The organism is Comamonas squillarum, assembly GCF_025309455.1.
GTDB lineage: Bacteria > Pseudomonadota > Gammaproteobacteria > Burkholderiales > Burkholderiaceae_C > Comamonas > Comamonas squillarum.
In genome coordinates this window covers 1,694,013-1,718,870 of sequence record NZ_CP104377.1, presented here as the reverse complement: position 1 = coordinate 1,718,870, position 24,858 = coordinate 1,694,013, and the positions used below count along the sequence as shown (strand labels likewise).

The window sequence follows — 24,858 nt, the reverse complement described above, 5'->3', positions numbered from 1 at the left end:
AGTTGAACAGGGCGTCACTGTTGACGAGCTAGTAACCGAACTGATCTCAGCAGAGATCCAGCGCAGATACCTGATCCCCAAGCTGTCTGCCGCTCCCGTCGTGCCGTTCCCAAAGCGGCGCACCCTCCCAAACACTTTTGCGTAACGGATTCGGTATGAATGCCTTCACCAAGCGTAACGAATCCCTCGCATCCCGGCTCACCAAGCCCCGGATCCTCAAGACAGTAGACCGCAACCCTCGCTACCACGGCTACTACATCGAAAGCGGGGCTCAGGCCCAGGCATCAACCCTCAAGACCCAACGAATTCTGAAAGGAGCCCTGCGATGAACAACGCCCGAGCAAGCGACCCAATCACCAGCGTCATCGCAGGCGAGCGCGCAGTCCTGTTTGCTCGCTACCACAACGTTCGCATCCTGGCTGCGCTGGACGACGAGAAGAGCCTGACGGCCGGAGAAATAGCCAGGATCACAGGCTTGTCGGTAGAGCAGGTCTGCCGCCGTCTGCCTGAGCTGCAGGCACGCGGCCAGGTGCAGGTTGTGCAGTTTGAAGGCGAAGACCTGCTGCGCAATGGGTATCGCGTCTGGGAGGCTGTATGACTGTCGGCACTCACAAAACAGCCGAGGTGTCCTATCAGGGCATAACGCTTGATCAATGCATTGCTCGAGAAGGGCGCGCAGTGGATGCGCTGAAGACTTTTGCACGCGACAACAGCGATCTCCTCCTGGCCATCTGGGGGTGGGGTGATGGTGGTGGCGGCGGCATTCTGGAAATCCTCGCGCAAGAGTTGGGCGCACAAACCGCGCTAGAGAAAGCCGCCTCGCGTCCCAAGCCTGCTTACGCCAAGGTTGTCATTCGTCCCGCGTTGCGCACCCAAGTTTTCGAGCGTGATGCCTATCGCTGCGTTACATGCGGCACTCACAAGAACCTGACTTGCGACCACAAGCACCCAGAGTCCAAAGGGGGAGCTACCACCCTGGAGAACCTGCAGACGATGTGCAAGTCTTGCAACTCTAAGAAGGGAGTCAAGGCGTGAGTCTTACTTCATCCCTGGCGAACGTTGGCCGTGCCATCGCCTACTACCCACAGCTCTCCAAGTTCTTTGGCAGCGTGAATGCATCCATCTTCTTCGCACAACTGCACTATTGGCAATCGCGCTCGGCAGAGGAAATGGGCGTTTTTAAAACTGCGGAAGAGTGGACTGAGGAAACCGGCCTCTCATACCGTGAGCAGGCTACAGCACGCAAGATCCTGACGGAGATGGGCGTTCTGATCGAGACCCACAAGCGCCTCCAGCACCGCGTCTACTACCGCCTGGATTTGGCCGCAGTCGACATTGCTTTTGACGCCTGGAACGTGCCGCAGTTCCCGAACGACGAAAGCGCAATCCGGGAAATGCACAAAGCGCATTTGGGCAACAGCGAAATGCGCAATCCGGGGCGTGCGGAAAACGCAGTTGGCGGAGCGACAGAAGCGCAATCCGTTAATAAAGAAAAGATTACTACAGAGATTACTGCAGAGAAGAAGACGCGCAAGCGCGCCTCGACCTTTGTTCTGCCGGACTGGATTGATCAAGCCCATTGGGATGCATGGCACTCCTGTGCCAAACGAAAAAACGCCACCGATGCACAAAAGCAGATGGCTGTTGAGAAGCTGGCCAAGTGGAAAGCAGAAGGCATCGACTACGCCCAAGCCCTGGAAAACGCAGCAATTGCTGGATGGCAAGGCCTGTTCGAGCCAAAGAATGGCGGCAATGCCCTGATCCAACATTCTGGAGTCCTGCAGCGCAGCGGCGAAACCGGCTACCAGCGCTCGATGCGCGAGCGGGCCCAAGAGGTCGTACCGTCCATTGCCCGGCAAGCTCCAGAAGCTTCGCCCACCGATTTTTTCAAGAACCAAGCCATTGAGGTCGCGGCTCGGCGCATTGAGCAGCCACAGAAACGAATTGGAGGTGCAGCATGAGCTTGCCGGCAGCATGGATCGACAAGATCTTCACCAAACTGACCCTGGCCTACGGCCGGGACTTCCTCGGCCGCTGGGAGGGCATCGACCTAAACGCTGTGAAGTCCGACTGGGCGCACGAGCTGGCTGGGTTTGAGCGCTTCCCCGAGGGCATTGCTCACGCGCTGACACATCTGGACCCGGCCAAGCCGCCAACCGTCTTCCAGTTCCGCGACCTGGCACGCAAGAGCCCACGCGCTGAGGACAAGCAGCTGCCAGCGCCGGCCGCATCACCTGCCGTGGTTGCTGAGCAGCTAAAGCGACTTGCGCCCATGCTCAAGCGCCTCGAACCTCGCGCAGATAAGGCCTGGGCCCACACGATCCTGAACCGCGTGCGCGCCGGCGAGAAGCTGAACCCAACAACCGTTCGCTTTGCCCGTGAGGCAGTGGGCGACAACCAACCCCGGGAGGCCCAGTGACATGTGCAACCTGCAAACACTGGCAGCTGAAGGACTCGTCCGGCCAAACAACACCGATGGCAAAGCACCACATGGCGCCATGCGAGTTTGGCCCATCGTGGCGGTTCCTGCCACCACACCAAACATGCAACAGCCACCAGGCTGCACCGGTAAATGTGATCAAGGCCAGGGATGCCTGGCTCAACAGGAAGGGGTGAGGGGATGAGCAATACCGAATACACAGGCGGCAGCGTGAGCTACTACACCGTTGAGGTGGAGAGACCAACCTCTGGCGGCGGCGCATACGCTGCTGAGTGCAACGACATCATCGAGGCGCTTGGCATGAACTACGCCGAGGGCAATGCGTTCAAGGCCTTGTGGCGACGGGCCGCGGCTCGCATGGGTAAGGCAAAGGCCGGCTACAAGGATGGGCTGTACGACGCTGAGAAGGTGGTCTTCTTTGGTCAGCGGCTAGTGGCCCAAGAGGGCGGCAAGGCGGACCTGCTCAATCTGCCCGTTATCGACATGGGGGCTGGCCGTGACTGAGCGCCTGGAATTCGAACTCCACAACCGGCAGCAGGCTTGGCTGGCAGTAAAGGGCCAGCTGTTCCCGTTCCTGGCCAATGTGCTGCAGGGTGGTGGCCGCTGGGTGCTGACTGTCACCCGCCGCAAGCGCACACAGCCGCAGAACCGTCGCTATTGGGGGCAGGGCGTTCTCGCCCAGGTGGCAGCCCAGGCGGTACTCCCTGGCGGGAAACAGTTCAGCGCCGAAAACTGGCATGAGTTTTTCAAGCGCATGTTCATTGGCATTGAGGAGCTGCCCAACGGCGAGGTGATCGGCAAAAGCTCCACCAAGCTGACCACGGCCGAGTTCAGCGAGTTCTGCGCCAAGGTGGAGGCATACGCTGCTACTGAGCTGGGCGTGACGTTCTACGACCTGGAGGGCCAATGAAGCCCTTCAACCCAAAGCCGCGCCAGTGCAAGGCCTGCCCGCAAACCTTTGTGCCGGTCCGCCCGATGCAGACAGTCTGTTCGCCCCGCTGCGCAATGAAGAAGGTGCGCCAGGACAAGGTAGAGGAGCGGGCCCAGGTCCGCACCCGCAAGGAGTCCATCAAGACACTTCCCGTTCTCAAGGCCGAAGCGCAGACCGCCTTCAACGAGTTCATCCGCCTGAGAGACGCCGGCAAGCCCTGCATCTGCTGCGGCCAGCCGCTGGGTGAGGGTGACATAGGTGGTGCTTACGACTGTGGCCACTACCGTTCCGTCGGCAGCGCTCCCCAGCACCGGTACAACGAGCTGAACGCGCACGCACAACGCAAGCAGTGCAACCGCTGGGGCGCCGGCCGGGCCGTGGATTACCGCATTGGCCTGATCGCCAGGGTGGGGCTAGAGGCGGTCGAGGCCCTGGAGACGGACAACGCAGTCAAGAAATTCACGGCTGAGGAGCTGCGCGAAATTCGCGCGCACTTTAAGGCCAAAGCCAAAGAACTGAAGAAAGAGAGAGCCTGATGATTGAAGAACGCTACCTATCCGCATCCCTGGCCTCTTGCCTGGCAGACGAGCCCCACAAGATTGGCCAGGTCGATGTCATCAAGGCCAGCGGCATGAGCCCGCGCAACATGGCTGCCCACTACCTGCGCCTGATCTCCAAGCCCACCAAGGAAGACATGACCCGGTTCTACGCCGCGCTCCTGCAGTACACGCAAGACAAGAAGCTGGAAGGCGGCACGGACGCGATCGTGACGGCCATCGAGTGGCTGGTTGATCCGACCTGCAAGGTCTGCCATGCGACCGGAGTGGTGACCAAGGGCGACAAGGAGCACACCTGCCCGAAGTGCAAGGGCGAGAAGTTCCGCAAGGAGCCAGCCAGCCGCGCAGCCCAGATGCTGATCGACCATGTTCGCACCTGCCGCGCAGCCCATGGCGGCCGAATGTTCAGCCTGCTCAAATAAATCTTGTAACGCAGCGAGAAGTGTGGTAACGTTCGGACTGCGTTAGTTTGATGATGAATAACTTTGGGCTGTGCTTAGGCCTCCCATGATTCAGATAAACCATCCCATGGAAACATGGCAGGCCTTAGATGGCTGAACTCGCCCAGAAATTCGAGCCCTGATCAGAAATGGTCGGGGCTTTTTCATGTCAGCTGCAGCAAGCGCGGCCCGCACCCGAGCGGTATGAAGGTGCGGCATCTCCTACTGAGAGCTTCCCAGTGCTTGAAGAAGCGAACAGCAACCCCAGCCCATGAGGGTTGTCTGATGGGGTACGAATACCAAGGCCAGCCAAGTGCTGGCTTTTCTTTTGGAGCAAGCCATGAGCCTAAGACGAAAGATAGCCCTGTGGCTGTGCCCTGAGTTGGGTGGTCCTGTGACTGAGCCAGCCATTCCTTTTCCGCATGCTCAGCACATGGGTATCGGCATTCACCGGTGCGAGCGCATCATCCCCCCCGCAGACAACAAGTCTCTATGCGAAGCCCTCAAGGCAAGCCAACATGCAAGCGATGCAGCTTGGAAGGCTGAGGTGCTGGAGCAGTTGAGAGCCGTGAATGCCACCCTCAATAGAGTTGTAGAGGGTGGGAGCACTATGGTTGTCAACGGGGTACAGAAACCTCTTTAAGAGTGATGTGGAGTTCTGTCCCGGCTTCAGTGACCAGCCATGCGCGGCCCTCAACGATAAATCTGGCGTTGTCTCCAAAGTGGATGACATCCCCCACAAGCGGTGATCCGTTTGTGACTGATGTTGTTAGAGTCGGATAAGTCTCGGGATTAGATCCAACGGGAAAGCCAAACGAGATCACTACTTGTGACATAAACACCCTCTTGGTGATGGTTGTGTGAGAACTCCCATCGTAAGCCAAGAGGGTTTCTTCAAGCGATCAGGAGATCAGGACTTGCGACGTTGACGCATGAAGGCGAAGCCGCCAAACAGCGAGGTCAGGATTGCCAGACCCCAGGCTCCCAGTGTCGGGACTGGTGTAGCTGCTTGTGGAGGAATCACGGGGGCTGCGGTCACAGAGAATGATTGCTGAGCTTGTGGCGCGGCTTCATATGTTGCGTTGCCCGCCTGATCAGCATTGATTACGCAAGTGCCTTCAGCAAGCAAGCTGACCGTATTTCCTGCAATCGAGCAAACAGCAGATGCTGAGGCATCTATGGCCAGAACAACTGGCTCGCCGGAGGCGCCGCCTGTTGCAGCTACTTCGTAAGTTGCACCAACGATTGCTGGGCTTGGTGCGGTCGATGTGAAGTTGATCTCCTGAGGAGTTAGTGGAGCAACTGCAATCGACTCTGCGCAAAGGTCCAGCAGACTGCCACTTTGGTCAATAACTGGAACGTCAATTGTAAGAGTGTTGAAGGGTTGAGACCCTGTCACCTGCAAATCCGCACCATCATCAGACCCTGGGAACGTTACAGTTGCGCCTGTGATCGGAGGCGTGCAGCTGCTTGCGTTTACCGAGACTGTTGGAGTGCCAACGTCAAAAGAGAAAGAGGCGGACTCTCCAGAATTTGCTCCTGAGAACAAAACACGAGCGGTGGTTTGAGGAGAAGAAAATGAATAAACAATTTTTGAGTTGCCCGGCCCAGTTCCGGCATAAATTGCATTTGCCCCAGTAGTCACACCGCAACTTGTATAAGGGCTTCCATACTGAACGGTGTTTGTCAGCGCCACGGTTACGTCAACACCGTTGTAAGTGCCCGAGGTAGTCACCGGCGTACACGTTTGAGCGAAGGCTGAATTGGCAAAGAGGCCGATCAGGACGGAACCTGCCAGATTGCAAAGAGAGCGATTGGTAGATAGAGAGGTCATGTGTGCCTAAGTTTGTATGAATTTGGTTCGTTTGTAATCAAACGTCAACAATCGTAGCATATGGCTTGAATTTGAAGTTTTCTATCTAGGCTCAGTTGTGTATTCCCACTTGTAGTCTCGACGCTACGACCCGATAGGAGAGAGCCATGATCAAGGATCAGATACAGGCTGAGGCCGACAAGGCAGCGAAGGCCATCCATGAGACACTGGCCGAGTTCCACCGGGTCGCTGGCCTGGAGGTAAAGGCTGAGGCAGGGTGGGAGTCAGCGCAACAGTACAGCAAAGACGGCCGGGGCACATTCACCATCAAGCGAGAGCTGCGCGCAGTTGTGGAGGTAGTGTGCGGCGCATCCTCGGCGTCGGCCGCCCAATCTCAGGAATCAAATGACAAGTAAAACCATGTCAACTGGCGTTGCCGCATCAGCCGCCCTGGGGGTAGTCGCCGCAACCATCCTCGGTTTTGTCTGGGCTGCGGCTTGGTCCGGCTTCACGCTGTCCGTACTCTGGGGCTGGTTTGTGGTGCAGATGTTCGGCGTGCCCGAGTTGTCCGTAGCTCAGGCATACGGGTTTGCGCTTGTGGTCCGTACAGCAAAGGGATGGGATACGCGCGCCGATAAAAGCGCTGACAGCTATGGCGCCGTTCTTAGCAAAGCCTTTGTTGCTGCTCCGCTCATTAGTGGCACCTCGCTGTTGTTCGGGTGGGTGGCTAAGAGTTTCATTTAAGCCGCTGGCGGGGGAGAATCTTTTTGTTAGCATTAGATCCTCTTAAGCAGGAGGTCTAATGGCGGCAAAACGAAGTTTCAGAAGCATCAGGCTGTGCCGGATAAAGAGGGTCTTGCGCTAATCGCAGTGGCGGAAGATGGGACGGCATGGGCGGCACGCTCGAGACTTACAAATGGGCACATGCTGCATGACGATTTGGAATGGAAGCGGCTTACGGACCTTCCAGATAACGAAAACATTAAGCCGCTTGGTGTTTTGCGGTAGGCATACGAGCCCCTAATCAACATACCGCCCGAGGGCGGTTTTCTTTTTATGGTGGGACTAATCTCCAATCTTCGTTAGGATGCCCTGCCGGCTGCTCGCGATGATCTTCTTGGCTTGCTCTGCTGAGACGACTTCATACGGCCAGCGAAATGACGTATAGAGAAAATCCGGGCCGCCCTCGCGGTCTGTAATTTTCGCGTGAATGTGAAATAGCGTCCCAGCGGGCTGAGAGTCACGCATCTTTGAAGAGCACTCTACCTTCATGTCTGTGTCTACACCTTGACCTGGGAGCGGCCTAGCGCGGAGTGATTTAGAGGATTGCTCGCCAATGGCTTGGTAGGTTTCCACCACGAAAGAAGAGTAAGTCACTTGGATCCGAACTTGAAGAGATGAAAGGCCCGCCATGGCAACAAAACCGGCGCAAGGCAAGCCGGTTGCCAAGAAGGCAGGCGGACGACCTAGCAAATATAAGCCAGAGTACGCAGGCCAGGCGAAGAAGCTCTGCATGCTCGGCATGACAGACAAGGAAATGGCGTCGTTCTTCGGCGTGGCTGAGAGCACGTTCAACCTATGGAAGACGGTTCACCCCGAGTTTTCGGAGTCCCTAAAGGGGGGCAAGAACCTGGTCGATGCAGAAGTGGCGGCAAAGCTGTTTCACCGTGCTATGGGCTATGAGCACGAGGATGTGCATGTCAGCAATTACCAGGGGGTGATAACGGTCACGCCGCTGGTCAAGCACTACCCGCCAGACACGACGGCTGCGATCTTCTGGTTGAAGAACCGCCAGCCTCAGAGGTGGCGCGACAAGCCAGACGAGGGCGGAGAGGGCGAGAACGCCCAACCCGTGCCAGTCAAGATCGAAGTGACAGTAAAGGACGCAAGAAAGCATGCCGAGCCTGAACATTCCGCAGGCTCGGTTCCTGGAGCTGCCTCATAAATACCGCGCATATGTCGCTGGGTTCGGCTCGGGCAAGACCTGGGCCGGGTGTGCTTCAACGTGCCGCAATGCCTGGGAGTGGCCCAAGGTCAACCAAGGCTACTTTGCGCCGACCTATCCGCAGATTCGGGACATCTTCTTCCCGACGATTGACGAGGTTGCGTTTGACTGGGGACTGAAGGCTGACATCAAAGAGGCGAACAAGGAAGTTCACCTGTTCAGCGGCTCACAGTACCGGACGACCATCATCTGCCGGTCGATGGAGAAGCCATCCAACATCGTGGGTTTCAAGATCGGCCACGCGCTGGTTGACGAGCTGGATGTGATGCAGGCAGTCAAGGCTGAGCAGGCCTGGAACAAGATCATTGCCCGGATGCGCTACAAGGTGGACGGGCTGAAAAACGGAATCGACGTGACGACGACGCCTGAGGGCTTCAAATTCGTTTATCAGCGGTTCCACAAGCAGCCGCAAGAGCGTGCAGCGCTTGGCAAGCTGTATGGGATGGTTCAGGCCAGCACGTTCGACAACGCCGCCAACCTTCCTGATGACTACATCCAGTCGCTGTATGAGAGCTACCCCAAGCAACTGATCGATGCATATCTGCGCGGTCAGTTCACGAACCTGACGGCGGGCAGTGTCTACCCCGACTTTGACCGCCGGCTTAACCACTCCAATGCATCGCTGCAAGCTCGTGAGCCTGTCCTGATTGGGATGGACTTCAACCGCCTGGCTATGGCTGCGGTGGTCTATGTGTTACGCGACGGCTGGCCGGTAGCGGTGGATGAGATAACGGATGGCCGCGATACGCCATACATGGCGAAGCTGTTCAATGAGCGGTACAAGGCCAAGGGTCACGCAGTGCAGGTGTTTCCTGACGCATCAGGGCAGAACGCGAGCAGTAAGAACGCAACCGAATCGGACCTGAGCATCCTGAGGGCGCATGACCTGACGGTGCGGGTGAACTCAACCAACCCCGCTGTAGCGGACCGTGTGAATGCCGTGAATGCCCTGATCCTGAATGGAGAGGGTGAGCGGCGCTACCTGGTCAACACAGACAGATGCCCGAAGCTTACCGATGCGCTGGAGCAGCAGGCCTACGACAAGAACGGCGTGCCAGACAAATCAAGCGGCGTGGATCACGTTATCGACGCTGCTGGGTATGTGATCGCCAATAAGTGGCCGATTGTGAAGCGCACCGCCAAGGTAGAGACATTCCGCTGGTAAGGAAAACATGACAGCTATCAACCAACAAAACGACACGGTCAAGCGGATGGCTGAAGCATGGGCGGTGATTGATCCTCTTATGGGGGGCACTCAGGCTATGCGAAAGGCAGGCAAGAAGCTGCTGCCGCAGCAGCCCCGTGAAGATGATGAAGACTATAAGTATCGGCTGGAGACTGCAACGCTCTTCCCGGCGTACCAGCGCACCTGCACGGTGATGTCTGGAAAGCCGTTCTCCAAGCAGATGACCATCAATGAGGATGTTCCGCCTAAGGTGAAGGCCTTACTGCCCGACATCGATGGGCAGGGCCGATCCATCCATGCGTTTGCCTCTCAGCTTTTCGCTGAAGCGCTCTCGCACGGGTTTGGTGGGGTGCTGGTGGACTTCCCTGCAGAGGGTGGTCAGCGGCCTTACTGGACGCACTATGCGCATGACTCCATCCTAGGTTGGCGCCTGGACACCTCCGAAGGGGTGGCGCGACTGACTCAACTGCGGCTGCATGAGGCCGCTGAGGTTGAGGACGGCGACTACGGGGTGAAGATGGTGCAACGCGTGCGGGTCCTGACACCTGGAGGCTGGGCGCTGTACGAGCAAGGCACGGACGAATGGGCTTTGGTGGATGAGGGGGTGACATCTCTCAGCTACATCCCGTTTGTGCCGTACTACGGCCGGCGCATCGCTTTCATGGAAGGCGCGCCGCCACTGGTGGACCTGGCGCACCAGAACGTCAAGCACTGGCAGCAGCAAAGTGACCAAGACGATTCTGTCCGGTTTGCACGCAAGCGCCTGCTGGTATTTTCGGGCGTCACGGATGGCGAGCTATCCGAGCCAACTGCGGGGTCCGCCTATGCCCTCAGATTTGCAGATAAGGATGCCAAAGCCGAAGTGATCCAAGGCTCTGCCGAGTCGGTGACCGTTGGCCGCTCCGAGCTGGAAGCGCTGGAAGACCAGATGATCCAGACGGGCGCCGAGTTGCTGGTGAAGCAGCCAGGCCAACGCACGGCGACAGAAGCATCCAACGATGCCGAGGCCAACAAGTCCACCCTGCAAAGCACGGTTGAAGACTTCGAGGACGCCATGGACCGGTGCCTGCAGATTACTGCGGACTGGCTCAAGGCTGGCGACGGTGGGACGGTGTCGCTGTTCAAGGACTTCGGCGCTGCGACGCTCACCGATGCCTCGGCCCAGCTGGTGCTGTCGCTGCAAGGTGCGGGCATGCTTACCAAGGAAACCACCATCGTGGAAATGCAGCGCCGGGGCGTGGTTGGCCCTGATGTGGACCCGGAGGCGGAGATCGAGAAGGTTCAAGCCGAAGGGCCAAGCCTGGGGAGCATGAATGGTGACGGTGAATGAACTCCTCGAAGATGAAGCCGTTCGGCATGCTGTGGGCCTGCAGGGCTACTCCAATGGCGTCCTGAGCCGGATCATGGCCATCTTGAACCGGTCGGACAAACGAATGCTGGACGAGTTGATCTCGATCCTGTCTGATGTGGACCCGATCACGTTCAAGGCCGAGCGCCTGGCCTCGATGCTGGCCAGCGTGCGGACGATCATCGCTGCAGGGAATGCAGAGGCTGGGCAGAGGTTACTGGACGAGCTTAAGCAGTTTGTGGACTACGAGACCGCCTACCTGCAGCAGATGCTGCTGGCCAACACGCCAACTGTGGTACATGTGGCCTCAGTGTCCACGAATGCGGTCTACTCGGCGGCCATGTCGCGGCCATTCCAAGGTGTGCTGCTCAAGGAGGTTTGGAAGGACCTTACTGCCCAGCAGTTCAAATCGGTGCGCCAGGCCATCTCACAAGGCTACCTTGAGGGCAAGACGACAGACGCGATCATTCGCGAGCTGCGCGGCACCAAGGCGAAGGGCTTCACTGATGGGCTGCTGGAGAAATCCCGACGCGATGTTGAGGCGGTGGTGAGAACCGCCATTGCTCACACAGCCGGGAATGCTCACGACGCCTTCTATGCTAAGAACTCCGATGTTCTCAAGGGCTTGAAGTGGTCTGCGACTCTGGACCTGCGGACAACTCCGCAGTGCCGCATCCGCGACGGGAAGCTGTACACGCCGGAGACGCACAAGCCGATAGGGCATGAGACTCCCTGGGGCGCTGGGCCTGGAAGGTTGCACTGGCGGTGCCGGTCTGCTTCCATCCCGGTGGTGAAATCCAACAAGGAGCTGGGGATTGACCTGCCGGACCTGGAGCTGCGCAATAAGAGCAGGGCGAGCATGGATGGTCAAGTACCACCCGATACGACCTATGGCGACTGGCTCAAGAAGCAATCTGCAGCGCGCCAGGATGAGGTTCTAGGCCAAACCAGAGCGCGACTTATGCGTGACGGAAAACTCGATCTGGCGGATATGTACTCTCACAAGGGAGTGTTTCTAACCCTGGACGAGCTTCGGCAGCGGGACAAGCGGGCTTTTGAATTGGCTGGTCTTTGAGTAGACTTAGCCGGTGACCAAACTATCCATCGTTCCACCCCGAGAGCAGACGCCGGCAGAGAAGCTGCTGAGCGGCATCAAGGGCATCAAACCGCCACCGGGCGTGCTTCAGTGCGCAAAGTGCGGCGGGCGCACGTTAATGACCACGACGGTCGGGGCGAGCATTGATGAGAAGGGGCGATTCAAACGCGGCATCGTGTGTGATGACCGAATCTGCTACCACTGCCACATGCGTGGAGTGTGGTCGCAGATGGTGCCGGACAAGCCGCGCATTGTGAAAGAGGCTAAGTCTCGGCGCGCAAAGCCAAAGGCGGTGAGATGAAGACCGTAGATGATGTGAGGCAGTACTTTAGATCGATAGTTTCTGGAACACGACGGCCTTTTTCATTAGTTGACAACCGGGCTGCGTTCGATTGTTTGAAATCACGCGAAACTGAATTACTGAGATGGGCAGCTGTACTCTCTATCGAATATGACGATTTAAGAGAGATGTTGACTGCCAATGTTGTGGAAGCTGCCAAAATTGAACACTACGAGAGCATGTGTGATTTGCTAAACGACACTATCTGAACGAAATGCAGCCGTAGTGCATAATCACGACTGAATCAAAAATCTAAGCCCGCCCTGTTAACGCTTGGCGGGCTTTTTCGTGGCCGCTCGGCGTGATGCCCAGCGGCCTTTTTCATGCCCGAGACGGGTGTATTCAACTGCGCCAGAGATTGGCGAAACCAACATGACTTTGAAACTCACCGTCGATTCGCTCGACTCGGTTCCTGAAAACGTGCGCGATCTGTACAAGGAAGTGGACGGTAAGTTCCGCCTTGATCTGGATGGCTACGAAGACCCGGCAGGCCTCAAGTCTGCGCTCGATAAGGAGCGCCAGGCAGCAAAGGATGCCAGCAAGCAGGTCAGCGCCTGGAAGGCCCTGGGCAAGACGCCCGAAGAAATCCAAGCACTGCTGCAGCACCTGGAAACCGACGAAGACGCCAAGCTGATTGCCGCCGGCAAGCTCGATGAAGTGGTCAAGAAGCGCACCGAGCGCATGCAAGCTGACTACGACAAGAAGCTGCAAGCCGAAGCCGACAGCCGCGCCAAGGCAGAAGGCAAAGCCGCAAAGCTGGCCGACCGCACCCTGCAAGCCGTTCTGCGTGATGCAGCGGCCCGCGCTGGTGCCTTGCCTGAAGCGCTGGACGACGTTGTGCGCCGTGGTGTTGGCACCTGGGTGCTGAACGACGACGGCGACGTAGTGGCAATGAACGGTGACGAGGTCATGCTGGGCAAGGACGGCAAGAAGCCGCTGACGACTCAAGAGTGGGCCGAATCCATTCGCGAGAGCGCACCGTACTTCTGGCCCGCAACGCGTGGCTCTGGCGCTCCCGGCTCGGGAGGCGGCGGTGGCAATCAATCTGGCAACTTTGGCGGCAGCAAAGCCGAGCGAGTGGCCGCAATCAAGAAACTCACTTCCAAGGCCTGATAACAGGCAGAAAGGCAAGCTATGGCTTTGTCCGATATGAAGGTATTTAACGAGTACCTCAAGAGCGCAACCATTGAAACCCTGGCTCAAGATGTGGCCAAGTTCAATGCCGCATCCGCTGGAGCGATCCAGTTGACGACGCAAGGCATCGACGGCGACTTCCTGCAGGAATCGTTCTGGGCCGGCGTGCACAGCGCCCAGCGCCGTGTTGACCGCTACGCCGCCAATGGCGCCCAGGCTGCAACGCCCCTGGCTCAGAAGCAGTACGACAGCGTGAAAATCGCTGGCGGCTTCGGCCCGGTGCTGTTTGAGCCAAGCCAACTGAGCTGGATCCAGAAGTCGCCCGAGGAAGCGCTGGAGGTCATCTCCCGCAACCTGTCCGAAGCGATCATGTCCGATCAGCTGAACACCGCCATCGCCGCCCTGGCCGCTGCCATCGGCAACCAAGCTGGTGCAGTCAACGATGTGTCCGCGACCGCTGGCGTCAGCTACATCGCCATCAACGGCGCGCATGCCAAGTTCGGCGACGCATCGGCCCGCATCATTGCGCAAGTGATGACTGGTGCGATGTACCACAAGCTGATCGGTCAGAACCTTACCAACGCGAACCAACTTTTCCAGTTCCAAGGCGTGACCATTGTGGACATCCTGGGCAAGGCCGTCATCGTGACGGATGCGCCTGCACTGTTCACTGCAGGCACCCCTGACAAGGAGAACGTGCTGTCGCTGGTGAGCGGCGCTGCAGTGGTGTCTGATGGCTCCGACCTGATCACCAACGTGCAGACCGCCAACGGTAAGGAGCGCATCGAAACCACGATGCAGGCCGACTACACCTTCGGCCTGGGCCTGAAGGGCTACACCTGGGACACGGCCAATGGCGGCAAGTCGCCTACCAACGCTGAGCTGGCGACCGGCTCCAACTGGGACCTGGTCGCAAACAGCATCAAGGCTTCGGCTGGTGTGATGACCATCGGCGACGCTGCCAAGTAAACGAAAGGGGCTCCGGCCCCTTTCTCTTTGGAGAAACCATGACCGAAAAGATTGCATACGAGAAGCATCCCGTATCGCCTGAACGCAAGGCCGAGCTGCGCGCTCAGGGCTTCAAAATCATCGACGCGCAGTTCAAGCCAGCCCAGGCGCAGGAACATAGCAGCGAGGGTGAGGGCGAGCATTCCGCTTCCAAGCGTGGCCGCAAGCCATCCCAGGCGCAGGAGTAAGCCATGCTGGTAGTCGCTCCAGAAGATGGCTATGACTCGCTGGTGACGCTGTCTGAGGCGCAGGATTACATGGAGCGCATGGGCTACGACTGGCCGGCTGATGGGGCCAAGCAAGAGATTGCGCTGCGGCGCGGCACGCAGTATGTCGTGACCATGTACAGCATCAGGCCTGAGTTCCTGGACCCCGTTGCCGATACCGTAAAGCACGCCACATGTGAAGCCGCGCTACGGGCAGCTGATGGCTCGCTGTTCTCCGATGTAGACGCCCAGGCAGTCACCGAAGAATCGGTGGGGCCGATCACCACCAAGTACGCACAGCCTGCAAACGGCGGCCAGAAGCGCTTCGGCGTGATTGATGCCTTGATGCGCGGCATGACGACTGGCGGTGTAGGCCAGGTGAAGCTTGTAAGGGCTTAGGTATGACCAAGTTCGACTACTCCCGCCCAGCAGCGACTGCCAAGCGGCTGTTGGATCGCTTCGGCCAGGCAGGGGCGATGTCTCGCTCTACACCTGGTGGCTATGACCCAGAAACGGGCCCGACCGATCCTGTGGAGCTGCAGTCACCATGCACTGTCGCGCTTCTGGAGTTCGACAACAGGCAAATCGACGGTGAGTTGGTCAAGATCGGGGACCGCCGTGCTTTGATCGCTCCAGATGCCACGTTTGAACCTGATGCGGGTGATGTGTTGGCTGTGGCCTCAGAAGTCTTGCAGGTGGTCCGAAATAGGCCGCTGAAGCCTGCTGGTGTCATCGTCCTGCATGACTGCATAGTGAGGGCCTCATGAGCTTTGCTGATGATCTTGCTAAGTACTGCCAGGCTGCCGGGGACAAGGTAGACCAACTGGTGCGTGATACTGCCATCGGACTGCAGGCCAGCATGATGACCAAGTCTCCAGTGGATACCGGACGCTTCAAATCGAATTGGCAATGCGGCCTTGGGGGCATGAATCCCGACACTACTGCACCTGCTGGAAGCGATGCACTGGGCCGCACTGAGGTCGTGCTGCAGGGCTACAAGCCTGGGCAGACCATTTGGCTGACGAACAATCTGCCTTATGCCAAGCGCCTTGAAAACGGCTGGTCTCAGCAAGCTCCGAGCGGGATGGTCCGCCTGACTGTTCAGGACTTCAAATATGCGGTCAAGCGCGCAGCGGATGCAATGAAATGACCCTCTCACAAATCAAAGCACTGCTGGAGTCCAAGTTGCTCGCCATGCCGGGTGTGCTACCTACGGCCTTCGAGAACGTTCCTTTCAAGCCGCCAGATGGCCCATACCAAGCCTGTTATCACCTGGTGAATAGCCCGGTGGACCTAGGAATAGAGGGCACGCTGACGGAGGAGCGAGGCATATTGCAGATCACGCTGCGCTACCCGGAAGGGAAGGGCCGGCAAGTGACTGATGCTATGGCCGACCAGCTTAAGCAGCACTTCAAGCCAGCCCAGATCATTCCTGGCCCGGGCTTTCGCATCGAACTGAACAAGACCCCATCGGTGTCATCTGGAATGCCAGATGAGGGCCGCTGGACTGTTCCTGTCTCCGTCTTCTGGGAGGCGTTCCCGTCATAGGGTGCGTCGCCAAAACCTAATGCCACCGAGAGGTGGTTTCTTTGTGCCCGATGAGGGCGAAACCTAGCCGCGAAGCATGTGCCGAGCGGCTTTTTTCATTTCTGAAAGGCCCATATGGCACGTACTCCAACCGGCACGATTACCTCCGTTGCCACCGCGCTCTCCACTTCGAAAACGATCAGCGGCATCTCCAATGCTGCAGAAGCTGTTGTCAGCTCTGTCGGCCATGGCTTTGCCAATGGCGACATCGTCCTGATCCTGTCGGCCTGGGGTCGCTTGAACTTTCGCGCTTTCCGCGTCAAGGGCGTGACCACCGACAGCTACACGCTGGAACGCGGTGATACCACGAACACCGAGTTCTTCACGCCTGGCCAAGGCGCAGGTTCGGCGCGCAAGGTCAGCACCTGGGTGGACCTGGACCGCACCATGAACCACTCCACCAGCGGTGGTGATGCCAAGACCGTGAACGTGAAGTTCATCGAGTCGGACAACGAAATCGTTCTGAACGACGGCTTCAACGCTGTGCAACGCACCTTCGACATGGACGCCGACATGATCGGCTCGCCAGCCTACGAAGCGCTGCGCACGCTGTCTGACACCAACGCTGACACCGTGGTCCGCCAGCGCGCCAAGACTGGCGCTCTGTCGCTGATCCCCGCGAAGGTGTCGTTCAACGAAGAAGAAACCCTGACCGAAGGCCAAGCCGTGGTGGTCAAGGGCACCTTCAACGCTCAGAACAAGTCCACGCGCTACCCAGCGTAACCCGGGCATTCCGCCCACAACCATTGCACCGACGTAGCCGCTTCGCTCCTTCAGCGGGGCGGGCGGTTGCGCACGGGCTTAATCTATCCCGCTGAAAGACAAGACTATGGCAAAGCAAAAAACTGTTCCCGTGACCAGCCTGAAGATGATGGCCGGCAAGTCGCCAACCTTTCCCCTGACCGTGACCGTCAAGAACCTCGATGGCGACGAGTTCGATGTGGTGTTCACCGCCAAGGCTCAGAAGAAGAGTGAGTGGGCCGCCATCCGCGATGCGCATCGCAAGACCGCAGACGGTGTAGAACAGCCCGCCGAGAAGGCAGAGTTCTCGTTTGAGGATCTGGTCAAGGACGGCATGCGTCAGGCGGCCGAGATCGTGGCCGGCGCCGTCACAGGCTGGAACCTGGAAGACGAGTTCAGCGTAGACAGCCTGATCGTGCTGGAAGACCAGTGCGGCGGTTCGCTGGCCAAGGTGCTGGGTAAGTACGACGCAGCTCTGTTCACCGGCCAACTGGGAAACTAAAGCAGATAGCTCGATCCCTGTTTGAGCCTCCTGTCACAGAGGCAGAGGCTCAAGCTGCAGGGTTCGAGCTAGAAGACTACCCAGAGCCTGAGATCATCGAAGTCTGGCCGGACAACGAAGCCGCGCTAGACATCGCAATGATGATCGGCACCCGGTGGGTCTACCCGGCAATGGGTGGTGTGCCTCTGGGAGTGCGATGGGAGGCGATTTACCCACTGATGGACCGCAGGGCCAGTGGTGAGGCTTGGGATGAGCTGCATGAATACATGATGGTCATCGAGGCTGAGGCGCTGGCGACGTTGCGCGAATTCGCACCTAAAGACAAGGCTAAATAATCCTGGCGCCGAGAAGGTGACGCAAGAGCGATCCCGCAAGAAATAATGCGGCATGATGGGTGGAGAGAATTGGCTTGCGTAATGAGGTGCGGCAGGGGTAGTTGTGACTTGTTGTAATATGCTTCAAACAACTTGGTTAAAGCATGACAGTAGAAGCATCAGCCGTCACTCTTCCTCCTTTGCCCGCCAACCCAGCTGGCACCGTTCCCCTTGCTGCAGTCAGTGCGCGGGATTCTGCGCTGCAGCTGCTGGCGTGGGCAAGAGACAATGGATTGTTAAGTGAAGACGCTTATTACCCCAAAAACCTTTTGCAACATCCTAACTTTGGCCAGTCTGTAGACTCGCTCGCTATAAGTGCGCTACGTAAGCGGCAGATTCGGTTTGTTGCTATTGATGAGGATGGTGGAAAAATATCCGTCTTTCTCAAAAGGGCTGCGCCGACGGAAAACGAGATGAAGTCGCTACCTCATCTTTGCAATGGCCATCAAGTCTCTTACCATCAGGGCAACTCTGAGAATGTTTCGCCAAGTGCCGTAGCAGCGACTACAAATACCTGTGCACTGCACGCGTCAACTTCAGGCATTTTCTATACTTGTGGAAGCTCAATTTCGATTGGGAATAATAGAGAGGCGGGAACTCTGGGATGTCTTGTCAAAGATGCCCAAGGAGCGATTTTTGGGCTGACAAATAATCATGTATCAGGAGCCTGTGGTTACGCGCAAATTGGGTTGCCAGTGCTTGCTCCTGGTGTTTTAGATGTGGCCCCTGGGAATCCTCACCCATTTACGATTGGGACTCACTTTATCCAACTCCCAATGATATTTGGTGATCCAAGTGGAGTGGACCATACGCTGAATAGCGATGCAGCATTAATAAAAATCACTAAGCCTGAAGCTGTTAGTTCAATGCAGCGAGGGGCATATGACACGCCACTCTCTGTGATAGACCTTGTCCCTGGAATGGCCGTAGAAAAAGTTGGCCGCACAACTGGGCATACCGCTGGAGCAGTATTGGCAGAAATTGTAGGGGCGACATCTGTAAGCTATGCAGCAGGGCAGTACAACTTTGCTGGGTCAGCGTATTTCGAGAAGATTTTTGTTGTCCACGGCTTCGGTGATCTTTTCTCAGATGGTGGCGATTCCGGAAGCCTGGTAACCCACCTTGACACAAACGGTGTTCGGCATGCTGTTGGAATTGTGTTCGCTGGGACCGTGGACGGGCGCGCTCCTGGTGGAAAGCGGTCCTTGATCATGCCTATAAAGCCGATATTGGAGAGGTTGCAAGTATCCATGGTATCTGGATACAACCTGTAATTTATGACACCAACCGAAGTGGCGAAACTACTGCTGGAGCAGATTAATGCCCCCACAGGGGTCTTGTCCATCTTTGCAGAGCCGGACCCAGATAAAGGTTTTATTTTGCGAGTATGGGTGGCTGAGAATGTGAGCGTTCCGCCTATCCCTAGAATATTTAAGGGGCATCGCGTCATTGTGGAGCGAATGCCGAAATTCACCGCAACGAATTTTAGTATGGCGTGAGTGCTTAGGCGGTACAGAAATCTCCCTTCATCCAAACCGCCTTCGGGCAGTTTTCTCATTTCTAAGGCTCGCTTCGGCGGGCCTTTTTCATGGGCTCACGCATTTGCGTGGGCCTTTTTTATTGGGCACGCCATATGACCGATGTAGCAGCCGTAGGCATTGCCGTTGAAACCGACGGCGTAGACAAGGGCATCAAGAAGCTGGCCGAGCTGGCTCAGCAAGGGCCCAAAGTCGAGCAATCGATGGCCGGCATCTCTGCGGAGAGCAAGAAGGTTGCGAAGTCTCTGGCGGACCTGGGTTCCGGCGCAGGTGATGGCCTGAAGAAGACTGGCGACGCCGCGCAGAAGGCTGCCACCGGCATCAAAGCCTCTGGCACAGCTGCGCGTGAAGCTGTGACGGATACGGCGAGCCTGGCGCGCGCAATGGCCTCGTTGACCGCCGAAGAAGAAAAGCACATCCGCAAGCTGGTCGAGGAGGCGAATGGCCTTCGCATGACTCGCGGTGAAATGGAGGCTTATCGCGCCGCGCAACGAGGGATGAGTACCGGCGCACAGGAGATCGCTCGTGCGATGGGAAGCCGCATCGACGCCTTGAAGGTAGAGCAGAAAGAACTGGCCCAAGCCTCCCGTGAGGCCGATAAATACGCCAAGGACATGCTGCGCGCCTCGGCGTCCAACAGCGCGGCTGAAAAGTCTTTCCGGGCGCTGAACACTGCCGCAAATGCTGTGAGCGCGGCCTTGTCCATCATCGGGGTTGGCTTCGGCGCCCGCGAGATCATCACGCAGATTGATGGATACACAAAATTCACCGCGCAGTTGAAGTTGGCGACAAAGGGTGCGTCAGACTACTCGGCCGCGATGGCATCTGTTCAGCGCATCTCTACCGATGCTCAGCAAGGTATCGGCGAGCTGGGAACGCTGTATGCGCGTATCGCGAACGGAACTGCGTCGCTCAACCTGAGCCAGCAGAAACTTTCGGACATCACTGAGACGGTCGCTTTGTCCCTCAAGGTGTCGGGTGCGACGGCCAGTGAGGCGTCCTCTGCGATGCTGCAGCTGTCGCAGGCATTCGCCTCCGGCGTGCTGCGCGGCGAAGAGTTCAACTCTGTGAACGAGGCTGCGCCACGACTGATGAAGGCCTTGGCTGATGGCCTGGGCGTACCGGTAGGCGCTCTGCGCAAGATGGCTGAAGCTGGGCAGCTCACCTCTGCAGTCCTGGCAGAGTCGCTCCCAAAGGCGCTGGGCAAACTCCGCGAAGAAGCCGAGTCAGTGCAGACCATCTCCGGCGCATTTACGGTTCTGAAGAACAACATCATGCTGATGGTTGGTGCTCAGGCTACAGCGAGCGGCGCAACCAAGGGCTTTGCCAGTGGCATCAACCTGCTGGCCAACAACCTGGATGTTCTGGCGACTGTGGGCGGTGCGGTGGCTTTAGTCTTGGGCGCTCGCTTCACTGCATCCATTGCTTCCACCGGGGTAGCTTTCGCTGCGTCCACGATTCAAGCTGCGCGTTACCAACTGACCTTGGCCAGTATGGCCGGATTTAGTACGACTGCGGCCACGGGCCTTCTAGCCTTGGGTGGTGCAGCACGCGGAGCCTCCGCAGCGATGGCTTTCCTGGGCGGCCCTTTGGGCACCATACTGACCGTTGCAGGCGCTGCCACAGCAGCTTTCTATACGTTCCGGGATAGCTCTGAGAGCTTGGTTAAGAGCATTGGCGGTCTGAATCAGCCTCTGGAGGAGCTGAAGAAGAAGCTGGATGCATTGCCTGCTGAGAAGCAGATCGTCATCAAGATGGCCATCCAAGATGAGCAGAAGACCGCCATCAAGCAGTCGCAGAAGGAGTTGGACGCACTGATCCAGTCTGTCGCTGGGTTGGCGAGCATACGCATGCCGTCAGACCAGTTTGAAGCCTTGATCAACGATCTGCGCGATGCCGGCAAAGAAGGCGGCAACCTCGCACCGGTCCTGCAAAGGGCTGCTGAGTCTGGAAACATCAGCCCTAGTATTCTGCAGAAGTGGCTGGAGATGGCTAGCCGTCTTCGTGATGCACAGGCAGCCGCAAAAGGCGCTGCCGCAGCGCTCCAAAGCGCGGCAAGCAACACCAGCGTTCCCCTGGTGGCTGCTGAGAACGCATTGTTCTTGCAACGTGCTAAGGCCGCGCTTGAGGCATCCAAGGGGTATAAGTCGCAGTCTGAGCGGATGGCGGAGGTTCGCGAGGTCGCAAAGAAGCTGGGCGGTGACTTGAAAGCGCTTCAGGACGCGCAACTCGGCAACTCCAAAGAAGCGAAAGACTTGGAGGAGCGAATCAAGGGCGTCAATGAGCAACTGGCTTCAATGGCCAAGAAAGGCAGAGATAGTTCTGGCGCTGCAGCGGTTAAAAAGGAGCAGTCCGAATATGAGAAGCTAATCAGCTCTATCAAGCTCAAGATTCTTGAAAATGAAGAAGAGCTGAAGTATGGCCGCAAGCTCTCGGAGGCAGACAAACTGCGATTTCTGATCTCAGAGCAGGGCACGAAAAAGCTGACGCAGGCCCACAAGCAACAGGCTCAAGCTTATCTGGACGAATTGGCTCGGGGTGATAAAACAATCGAAGCCCTAAAGGAGGAAACGGCTGCGCGCGCTGCTTGGCGGGAAGAGCGGCAGCGAGGGGTGAATGCTGTGTTCTCCTCGGCCCAGTCCCTAGAGAGTGAGAACCAGCAACTACGAGACGAGATTGCTTTGATCGGCAAGACCCGACAAGAGCAAGCCTCAATCTTGCAGATGCGTCGTCAACAAGTGATAGCCACCAAGGAAGCAGCACTCGCGGCCTTGCAAGCGAAGCAATCGTTCGATGTCTTTGACACCCAGATGATTGAGGCTCTGCAGGCGCAGATTAAGGAGCTCAAGGAGCGCAATGATCTGCTTGGCTTGAAGGATGTCGCTGTCAAGTCAGACGAGGCTAACAAGGAGCTTAAACAGAAGTACGAACAGACCATCCAACAGGTAGAGGACATCTTCGTCCAAGGCTTTGCCGACATGATGAACAACGGCAAGTCCGGGTGGGAATCGTTCTGCAAGTCTCTGCGAACGTCTTTCTTCACCCTGGTGGCGAAGCAGATCTACAAGATGCTCGCTGAGCCGTTCGTGATCAACATCGTTGGCAACCTGCTTGGGTTCACTGGCAGCGCTGCTGCCGGTGCTGCCGGTGCAGCGGCTGCTGGCGGCGGCATGTTCAGCAACCTCAGCACTGGCCTGAGCGGCGCCAATGCCCTCGGTCTGCTGGGCACCTTCGGCGGCGGCATGTCTGCCGGCTTCGGTGGCCTGATGGGCTCCTTGGGCCTGAGCACTACGGGCGCAACCTTTGGCGGCGCGATGTCTGCTGGCTCCATCGCTATCGGGTCCGGAAACATCATGGGTGGCCTGGGCACGTTCCTGGGCGCTCTGGGGCCCATCATCGGCGGTCTGAGCTTGCTGTTCGGTGGCGACATCTTCGGCTCGCTCTTTGGCCGCAAGCTCAAAGAGTCAGGCGTAGAGGGAACTTTCGGCGGCGACAGTGGCTTCGAGGGCCGGTTGTTCAAGTACTACAAGGGTGGTCTGTTCCGGTCGAACAAAACGACATACGAAGAGCTGCCCGAGGAAATGCGCTCTGCGCTGGGCAACCAGTTCCTGGCAATGGATGAATCCATCCGTGCCATGGCTGGTGCCGTGGGTCTGGGTGGAGAGGCTTTGGACGGCTTCACAGCCAAGATCAAGGTCAACCTCAAGGGCCTGAGCGAAGAGGAAGCCACCAAGAAGCTGCAGGAGGAGTTTCAGAAGATCGCCGAACAGATGGGTGGACTGGTGCTGACCAGTGAGGAGTACACCCGGGCCGGGGAAACCCAGCTTGAGGCGCTCACCCGCCTGTCCACCTCGATCACGCTGGCAAACGAGTGGTTCAAGGCCATCGGGGACACCCTGTATTCGGTCAGCCTGGCTGGTGCAGATATGGCCTCGGAATTGATGGATGCCTTTGGCGGAGCGGACAAGTTCGCCGCAGCCACCAGCAACTACTACGACAAGTTCTACACGGATCAGGAGAAGGTCGCCAACCAAACGCGGCTTTTGAATGAGGCGCTGAAAAAGCTTGGCGTGGAATCGATGCCCACCAGCCGGGATGCCTTGCGGGAGTACATCAACGGGATTGACCTGTCCACCGAAGCGGGCCGCAAGCTGTACGCAGCGATGATCGGTCTGGCTGATTCGTTCGATGTGGTCTACACCTCTGCCGAGAACATCGCCGCCATGAAGGAAGACCTGAACGTGCAACTCTTGCGCGCCCAGGGCAAAGACGACGAGGCGACAAAGCTCGAACGTGCAAAGCAGTTAAAGGAACTTGAGAAATACAAGGACCCTGAGCTGGTGCGCATGCAGGTTGAAGTGTGGAACGCTGAGGACAAGGCCAAGAACGACGCCGCTGCCAAGCAAGCTGCGGAAGACATGGCCGCTGAGTTGGTGGCGGCCCAAAAGGCCGCCAAAGACCTGGCCATGAAGAACCTGGAAGCCGCTGTCTCCCGTGAGAAGGAGTACTGGAATCAGTTCTCCGCAGACGCCAAGGACTCACTGAGCAAGGCATCGAGCTACTTCGACCTGGTGACCAATGCGGCTAAATCGCTGCGGGATTCGGTCGAGGACAGCGCAAGCTGGTCGGCTGCGGCTGGCATGGTGTACATCGAGCAGGCCCTGGACCGCGCCCGCAAGGGTGGGGGACTGTCGGACCTCGATGCGACTAAGTCGGCCATTGAAGCGGCTACCGGTGGTCTGGTCGTGGACAACTACGCCACCCAGGCGGAGCTTGACTATGACAAGAAGGTGCTGGCGGGCCAGTTGGACGAGCTCGGTGGGTATGCAGAGTTGGCTAAATCCGATGCGCAAAAGCAAATCGACCTGGCCAATGCGCAGATCAAGCGCCTGGACGACACGCTCACGTTCTGGAAGGAGTACGGCGAGACGCAGGTAGATGCAACGCTCAGCGTTACCGACGCTGTCAACGCCCTGTACAAGCTGCTGGACCCCAAGGAACAGGAGCGCATTCGCAAGGAAGAAGCGGCCAAGGCTGGTGTTGGTGGTGGTTCTGCTCCCAGCTACACCCCCACGGGCGGTGGCAGTCTGGGCGGCACAGTCGCTGGATCGAACCGGGTCACCGTGGTTGGCTTGACTGCTGACGGGCGAGCCATCTTCAGCAATGGAGAAATTGGCAAGTACGCAGCAGGTGAGTACGCCTACAACAGCACCGGGTCGATGGTCAGCAATGGCTATTCACTGGCTGAGTTCGAGCGCTTCAAGACCAGCGGCGAGTTTGAGTGGGACCCCGAGAAGAACCAGTGGCGTAAGCGGGCATCGTTTGCCATCGGCACGAACTACGTGCCGCGTGACATGACCGCGAACATCCACCAGGGCGAACGGATTATCCCTGCGGCTGACAACCGGGCGCTGATGGCGGCATTGAACACTCAGGGGGGTGGCAATGCGGAGTTGGTGCAGGAGGTCAAGGCTTTGCGCGCCGAGCTTCAAGCCATCAACGCAAATACGGCGGCCGGCGCCGAATATGGCCGCCGCACCAGCAGCGACATCAGCCAGGTAACTGAGGGCGGTAACGCCATGCGAGTCGCCAACATGGCCTAAAAAGGGAAA

At 57.9% G+C, this 24,858-nt stretch carries 31 protein-coding genes; 30 read left to right on the top strand and 1 reads right to left on the bottom strand.

Annotation, left to right across the window (positions count from 1 at the left end):
* Positions 1-155 precede the first annotated feature (155 nt).
* The 9 genes from N4T19_RS07975 (at position 156) to N4T19_RS07935 (ending at position 4,350) form a co-directional block, all read left to right on the top strand.
* On the top strand, positions 156-329 hold the full coding sequence (locus N4T19_RS07975; RefSeq protein ID WP_182342635.1) for a hypothetical protein: 174 nt from the start codon (positions 156-158) through the stop codon (positions 327-329).
* Positions 326-598, top strand: a complete 273-nt coding sequence (locus tag N4T19_RS07970) for a winged helix-turn-helix transcriptional regulator (RefSeq protein ID WP_182342632.1) — start codon at positions 326-328, stop codon at positions 596-598. The genes N4T19_RS07975 and N4T19_RS07970 overlap by 4 nt, the downstream gene beginning before the upstream one ends.
* Complete coding sequence (locus tag N4T19_RS07965; RefSeq protein WP_182342630.1) at positions 595-1,035, top strand: HNH endonuclease; 441 nt, start codon at positions 595-597, stop codon at positions 1,033-1,035. Before N4T19_RS07970 ends, N4T19_RS07965 begins: the two co-directional genes overlap by 4 nt.
* Positions 1,032-1,961, top strand: a complete 930-nt coding sequence (locus N4T19_RS07960) for a hypothetical protein (RefSeq protein ID WP_260719847.1) — start codon at positions 1,032-1,034, stop codon at positions 1,959-1,961. The genes N4T19_RS07965 and N4T19_RS07960 overlap by 4 nt, the downstream gene beginning before the upstream one ends.
* Complete coding sequence (locus N4T19_RS07955; RefSeq protein WP_182342626.1) at positions 1,958-2,419, top strand: hypothetical protein; 462 nt, start codon at positions 1,958-1,960, stop codon at positions 2,417-2,419. The genes N4T19_RS07960 and N4T19_RS07955 overlap by 4 nt, the downstream gene beginning before the upstream one ends.
* A gap of 201 nt (positions 2,420-2,620) precedes the next feature.
* Positions 2,621-2,944 (top strand): hypothetical protein, encoded by a 324-nt coding sequence (locus tag N4T19_RS07950; RefSeq protein ID WP_260719846.1) that lies wholly within the window; start codon positions 2,621-2,623, stop codon positions 2,942-2,944.
* Positions 2,937-3,350, top strand: a complete 414-nt coding sequence (locus N4T19_RS07945) for a recombination protein NinB (protein ID WP_260719845.1) — start codon at positions 2,937-2,939, stop codon at positions 3,348-3,350. Before N4T19_RS07950 ends, N4T19_RS07945 begins: the two co-directional genes overlap by 8 nt.
* Positions 3,347-3,907, top strand: coding sequence for a recombination protein NinG (locus N4T19_RS07940; RefSeq protein ID WP_260719844.1), 561 nt, complete (start codon positions 3,347-3,349; stop codon positions 3,905-3,907). Before N4T19_RS07945 ends, N4T19_RS07940 begins: the two co-directional genes overlap by 4 nt.
* A complete protein-coding gene (locus N4T19_RS07935; RefSeq protein WP_260719843.1) occupies positions 3,907-4,350 on the top strand; it encodes a hypothetical protein in 444 nt (147 codons plus the stop codon). Before N4T19_RS07940 ends, N4T19_RS07935 begins: the two co-directional genes overlap by 1 nt.
* Positions 4,351-5,278: 928 nt before the next feature.
* On the opposite strand, the gene N4T19_RS07930 is transcribed toward N4T19_RS07935, so the two are convergent.
* A complete protein-coding gene (locus N4T19_RS07930) occupies positions 5,279-6,202 on the bottom strand; it encodes an IPTL-CTERM sorting domain-containing protein (protein ID WP_260719842.1) in 924 nt (307 codons plus the stop codon).
* A gap of 146 nt (positions 6,203-6,348) precedes the next feature.
* Between N4T19_RS07930 and N4T19_RS07925 the strand changes: the two genes are divergently transcribed.
* From N4T19_RS07925 to N4T19_RS07825, 21 genes are all read left to right on the top strand, one after another.
* Entirely contained in the window at positions 6,349-6,597 is a 249-nt protein-coding gene (locus tag N4T19_RS07925; RefSeq protein WP_260719841.1) for a hypothetical protein, read from the top strand.
* Positions 6,587-6,925, top strand: coding sequence for a hypothetical protein (locus N4T19_RS07920; protein WP_260719840.1), 339 nt, complete (start codon positions 6,587-6,589; stop codon positions 6,923-6,925). Before N4T19_RS07925 ends, N4T19_RS07920 begins: the two co-directional genes overlap by 11 nt.
* 667 nt (positions 6,926-7,592) lie before the next feature.
* On the top strand, positions 7,593-8,126 hold the full coding sequence (locus N4T19_RS07915; protein WP_260719839.1) for a helix-turn-helix domain-containing protein: 534 nt from the start codon (positions 7,593-7,595) through the stop codon (positions 8,124-8,126).
* The gene (locus N4T19_RS07910) at positions 8,077-9,351 is read left to right on the top strand and encodes a terminase large subunit (protein ID WP_260719838.1); all 1,275 of its coding nucleotides are present in this window, start codon (positions 8,077-8,079) and stop codon (positions 9,349-9,351) included. The genes N4T19_RS07915 and N4T19_RS07910 overlap by 50 nt, the downstream gene beginning before the upstream one ends.
* 7 nt (positions 9,352-9,358) lie before the next feature.
* Positions 9,359-10,702 carry a DUF4055 domain-containing protein gene (locus N4T19_RS07905; RefSeq protein ID WP_260719837.1) on the top strand — a complete coding sequence of 448 codons (1,344 nt, stop codon included), beginning with the start codon at positions 9,359-9,361 and terminating at the stop codon, positions 10,700-10,702.
* On the top strand, positions 10,686-11,795 hold the full coding sequence (locus N4T19_RS07900) for a phage minor head protein (RefSeq protein ID WP_260719836.1): 1,110 nt from the start codon (positions 10,686-10,688) through the stop codon (positions 11,793-11,795). Before N4T19_RS07905 ends, N4T19_RS07900 begins: the two co-directional genes overlap by 17 nt.
* 13 nt (positions 11,796-11,808) lie before the next feature.
* Positions 11,809-12,117, top strand: a complete 309-nt coding sequence (locus tag N4T19_RS07895; protein WP_260719835.1) for a hypothetical protein — start codon at positions 11,809-11,811, stop codon at positions 12,115-12,117.
* Positions 12,114-12,365: a hypothetical protein gene (locus N4T19_RS07890; protein ID WP_260719834.1), complete on the top strand. Its 252-nt coding sequence runs from the start codon at positions 12,114-12,116 to the stop codon at positions 12,363-12,365. The genes N4T19_RS07895 and N4T19_RS07890 overlap by 4 nt, the downstream gene beginning before the upstream one ends.
* Before the next feature lie 163 nt (positions 12,366-12,528).
* A complete protein-coding gene (locus N4T19_RS07885; RefSeq protein WP_260719833.1) occupies positions 12,529-13,269 on the top strand; it encodes a hypothetical protein in 741 nt (246 codons plus the stop codon).
* Positions 13,270-13,290: 21 nt separating this feature from the next.
* Positions 13,291-14,259 carry a major capsid protein gene (locus N4T19_RS07880; protein ID WP_260719832.1) on the top strand — a complete coding sequence of 323 codons (969 nt, stop codon included), beginning with the start codon at positions 13,291-13,293 and terminating at the stop codon, positions 14,257-14,259.
* Between the two features lie 38 nt (positions 14,260-14,297).
* Positions 14,298-14,486, top strand: a complete 189-nt coding sequence (locus N4T19_RS07875; RefSeq protein ID WP_260719831.1) for a hypothetical protein — start codon at positions 14,298-14,300, stop codon at positions 14,484-14,486.
* Positions 14,487-14,489: 3 nt separating this feature from the next.
* Positions 14,490-14,903, top strand: coding sequence for a DnaT-like ssDNA-binding protein (locus tag N4T19_RS07870; RefSeq protein ID WP_260719830.1), 414 nt, complete (start codon positions 14,490-14,492; stop codon positions 14,901-14,903).
* Positions 14,904-14,905: 2 nt separating this feature from the next.
* The gene (locus N4T19_RS07865) at positions 14,906-15,271 is read left to right on the top strand and encodes a hypothetical protein (protein WP_260719829.1); all 366 of its coding nucleotides are present in this window, start codon (positions 14,906-14,908) and stop codon (positions 15,269-15,271) included.
* Positions 15,268-15,654 (top strand): HK97 gp10 family phage protein, encoded by a 387-nt coding sequence (locus N4T19_RS07860; protein ID WP_182342583.1) that lies wholly within the window; start codon positions 15,268-15,270, stop codon positions 15,652-15,654. Before N4T19_RS07865 ends, N4T19_RS07860 begins: the two co-directional genes overlap by 4 nt.
* The gene (locus N4T19_RS07855; protein ID WP_260719828.1) at positions 15,651-16,052 is read left to right on the top strand and encodes a DUF4128 domain-containing protein; all 402 of its coding nucleotides are present in this window, start codon (positions 15,651-15,653) and stop codon (positions 16,050-16,052) included. Before N4T19_RS07860 ends, N4T19_RS07855 begins: the two co-directional genes overlap by 4 nt.
* A 114-nt stretch (positions 16,053-16,166) precedes the next feature.
* Positions 16,167-16,814 (top strand): phage tail protein, encoded by a 648-nt coding sequence (locus N4T19_RS07850; RefSeq protein WP_260719827.1) that lies wholly within the window; start codon positions 16,167-16,169, stop codon positions 16,812-16,814.
* 106 nt (positions 16,815-16,920) lie between these two features.
* Positions 16,921-17,334, top strand: a complete 414-nt coding sequence (locus tag N4T19_RS07845) for a phage tail assembly chaperone (RefSeq protein WP_133858381.1) — start codon at positions 16,921-16,923, stop codon at positions 17,332-17,334.
* Positions 17,335-17,339: 5 nt separating this feature from the next.
* On the top strand, positions 17,340-17,669 hold the full coding sequence (locus tag N4T19_RS07840) for a DUF1799 domain-containing protein (RefSeq protein WP_313900090.1): 330 nt from the start codon (positions 17,340-17,342) through the stop codon (positions 17,667-17,669).
* Positions 17,670-17,812: 143 nt separating this feature from the next.
* Complete coding sequence (locus tag N4T19_RS07835; protein ID WP_260719826.1) at positions 17,813-18,982, top strand: S1 family peptidase; 1,170 nt, start codon at positions 17,813-17,815, stop codon at positions 18,980-18,982.
* A gap of 3 nt (positions 18,983-18,985) precedes the next feature.
* Positions 18,986-19,207: a hypothetical protein gene (locus N4T19_RS07830; RefSeq protein ID WP_260719825.1), complete on the top strand. Its 222-nt coding sequence runs from the start codon at positions 18,986-18,988 to the stop codon at positions 19,205-19,207.
* A 134-nt stretch (positions 19,208-19,341) separates the two neighbouring features.
* Entirely contained in the window at positions 19,342-24,849 is a 5,508-nt protein-coding gene (locus N4T19_RS07825; protein ID WP_260719824.1) for a tape measure protein, read from the top strand.
* Positions 24,850-24,858 lie beyond the last annotated feature (9 nt).